This window comes from Gemmata algarum (assembly GCF_034097035.1).
Classification (GTDB): domain Bacteria; phylum Planctomycetota; class Planctomycetia; order Gemmatales; family Gemmataceae; genus Gemmata; species Gemmata algarum.
This window is the reverse complement of sequence record NZ_JAXBLV010000046.1, coordinates 1-3,299: the sequence shown is the minus strand read 5'-3', so window position 1 is coordinate 3,299 and position 3,299 is coordinate 1. Positions and strand designations below refer to the sequence as shown.

The following is a 3,299-nucleotide window of genomic DNA, read 5'->3' as shown; positions in this document are numbered from 1 at the left end:
CGCGCCGTGTCGCGACACATCGGAGGCCACCCACCACCGCCACACGCGGCGGTGGGTCGCGCCCGGCACCCCCGGGCACCACGCGGAGCACTACCCACTTGACCCGCCGTGTCCCGATGCACCGCCGGCCACGACCAACCGCACCTCGCGGCGATGAGCCGCGCCAGCCCCGACCGGCGCCACGCGGAGCCACCAACGACGCGCGGGGTTCACCCACGCGGAACAAACGCCCAGCACCGCCGCCGCACGCGCACTCATGCGCGCTCGGGGTGGCCGAACAGACAGCTCACCTGCACCGCCAGGATGGAGTGAGCACTACAACTGCGGCCGATGGCGGTGTCAGGTGCAGCGCCGGGTTCGGCTCGCGGACCTCCGCGGTTCGGGGTCGCACGCCCCGCGCCGCGCATCCGCGGAGCCCGCCCACCGACGCGGCTCTGCGGAGCACCACCGACTCCGCGCGCCGTGTCCCGGCCCACCGAGGGCCACCCACCACCGACACCTCGCGGCGGTGAGCCGCGCCCGCCACCAACGGCGGGCACCACGCGGAGCACCACCGACCCGCACCGCCGTGTCCCCACGTGCCGCCAGCCACGCCCAACCACACCTCGCGGCGGCGAGCCGCGCCAGACCCGATCGGCCCCACGCGGAGCCCGACACGCGGGTTTCACCACCGCGAACCACACGCCCACCGCCGCCGCACGCGCCCTCATGCACGCGATGGTGGCCGAACAACAAGCTCACCTGCACCGCCATCACCGGATGAGCGGTGCGTCCCACGTCAGCGGGCGGTGTCAGGTGCAGCGCCGGGTTCGGCGTGCTCACATCCGCGCCGCGCATCCGCGGAAGCCCGCCCACCGGTGCGGCCGGGCGGAGCACCAACGAACCACGGCGCCGTGTCGCGGCTCACCGGGGGCCACCCACCACCGCCACCCGCGGCGACGAGTCGCGCCGACCACCGGCGGGCGCCACGCGGAGCGCCACCGACCCGCACCACCGTGTCCCCACGGCACCACCGGCCACGCCCAACCGCACCTCGCGGCGGCGAGCCGCGCCAACCACCAGCGGGCACCACGCGGAGCCCGACACGCGGAGTTCACCCATCGCGGACCACACGCCCAGCTCCGCCGCACGCGCGCTCATGCACGGCTTGGGGTGGCCGAACGAACAGCTCACCTGCACCGCCATCACCGGATGAGCGGTGCGTCACAAATCAGACGGCGGTGTCAGGTGCAGCGCCGGGTTCGGCTTCTGCGCTGGCAGTTGCGGTTCCGCGGAGCCCGCGCCCGCGTTGCACATCCGCGGAGCCACCACCGACCCGCACCACCGTGCCGCCGCACACCGGAGGCCGCCCACCACCGCACCTCGCGGCGATGAGCCGCGCCCGCCACTCGCGGGCACCACGCGGAGCACCACCGACCCGAACCACCGTGTACCCGCCGGCAACCGGCCACGCCCAACCGCACCTCGCGGCGGTGAGCCGCGCCCGTCACCCTCGGGCACCACGCGGAGCCCGACCCGCGGGCGTCACCTTCGCGGACCACACGCACACCGCCGCCGCACACGCGCTCATGCGGCTTGGGGTTGCCGAACGAACAAGCTCACCGGCCCGGCCGTGACACCTGCAACCGAAAGAGACGCGCGGTGAGCGCCGGGAATCGAACTACGTGGCCGGGTCCGGTGCCGCGCCGGGTTCGGCCTGCGTCTGTGAGGCGGGCACCAGCCGCTTGGCCAGGAAGTACCGCGTCTGCCCGGCCGGGTAGTCGGGCAGCTCCCCGAACGCCCGGTACCCGAGCCGGTGGTAGAACCCTGGCGACTGGAAGCTGAACGTGTCCACCCAAGCGCTATGACACCCGGCCGCGACCGCCGCTTGCTCCGCTGCCTCGACCAGCCGTCGCCCCCACCCGCCGCCCCGCCGGTCGGCGGCCACGGCTAGAATGTCGATCCGAAGCCACCCCCACTGCACGTCACCGAGCAGACCGCCAACGATCCGGCCCGCCGCGTCCCGCAGGGCGAGGGCGAGCGGGGCCGGCTGCCATGCGAACCCCCGGCCCCGGCTGAACTCGTCGAGCGGGGCAAGGATCGCCGCACGGTCGTCGGCCGAGAGTGCGGGCAGGTGGTCGATCCGCATTCCCCGCCTCCGCGACCTCGGCTTCTGGTGCCGAACGAACAGCTCACCTGCACCGCCACGATGCAGGATGCGGTGCGTCACAGTATAGCGGGCGGTGTCAGGTGCAGCGCCGGGTTCGGCTTGTTACCGCGCCGTGCGAACGGCGAACAAGACGTCGTGACTGCGAGGCTCACCCACGGCTCGGGAGACTTGGCTCCGCAGACGATCCAAGTCGGCTTGGGTCGGCACCTCGCCCGCCAAATAGATGCCGCCGCTCGATCGCGCGCACAACTCCACTCCCGCGAATGCGGGGTCGGCCGACAGCAGAGGAGCGACGGCCTCTTGCTCCTCCAGATACCGCAGGTGATACGCTTTTGCGCAGCCGATCAACAGCCCGGCCCCGACACCGCAACTGAAGCACAATCCCAAGGCGAGCAGACTGCCGGCAATCAGAAGCACCCGCCTCCACATCTGAACGCCCTCGGGTTGCCGAACAATGAGCTCACCGGCCCGGCAGCGACACCCGCAGCATACTCGGACGCCCGATGAGCCACAACGAACAAATCAGCGGGCGGTGTCAGGTGCAGCGCCCGGTTCGGCCTCTACGCCCACCACCCGAGTGGCGTGACCCCGTCGGCCGGGTCGTACACGTTGCCGAAGGACCACTCCCACCCCGGGTGCTCGGCCACCCAGACGCGGAACACCGCCTCGACGGCCGGGAACCCGGCGGACACCGGGACGGTGAACGCCAGCCCCCGCTCGATAGCCCCATCGAGCGTCCCGCCCAGCCGGGCCACTCGCTCGGTCAGCTCCACCCGCAGCGGGGCTACCGGCTCATCGCTGAACACTTGGACGGCCAGGTTCCCGCCCCGCCGGGTGACCTCGAACGCTCCGTCCTCGCCCACCAGCCGGAACTCGTCCCCGGCGGCGATCCCCTGGACGAACCCCGGCGTGTGCCGCAGCCGGAACACTCCTGGGTGGACGGGCTCGGCGTGGACCGGTTCCCGCAGCGGCCGGTCGTCCCGGTACTCGATCAGCAACAGGAGGTGCTGTTCGCTCGCCATTCCAACCGCCTCCGCCGCCGAACAACAAGCTCACCTGCACCGCCAGGATCGAGTGAGCACCACAACTGCGGCTGATGGCGGTGTCAGGTGCAGCGCCGGGTTCGGCTCGCACGCCTCCGCGGTTCCGG

General features: G+C 72.6%; 3 protein-coding genes. All 3 read right to left on the bottom strand.

The genetic code is table 11. The features are described 5' to 3' along the window. Positions 1-903: 903 nt before the first annotated feature. The 3 genes from R5W23_RS06295 to R5W23_RS06285 all read right to left on the bottom strand — a co-directional run bounded on the left by R5W23_RS06295 (position 904) and on the right by R5W23_RS06285 (position 3,171). Positions 904-1,140: a hypothetical protein gene (locus tag R5W23_RS06295; RefSeq protein ID WP_320685600.1), complete on the bottom strand. Its 237-nt coding sequence runs from the start codon at positions 1,138-1,140 to the stop codon at positions 904-906. A gap of 520 nt (positions 1,141-1,660) precedes the next feature. Then, positions 1,661-2,128 carry a GNAT family N-acetyltransferase gene (locus R5W23_RS06290; RefSeq protein WP_320685599.1) on the bottom strand — a complete coding sequence of 156 codons (468 nt, stop codon included), beginning with the start codon at positions 2,126-2,128 and terminating at the stop codon, positions 1,661-1,663. 581 nt (positions 2,129-2,709) lie between these two features. Continuing rightward, a complete protein-coding gene (locus tag R5W23_RS06285) occupies positions 2,710-3,171 on the bottom strand; it encodes a DUF4265 domain-containing protein (protein ID WP_320685598.1) in 462 nt (153 codons plus the stop codon). Between the last annotated feature and the right edge of the window lie 128 nt (positions 3,172-3,299).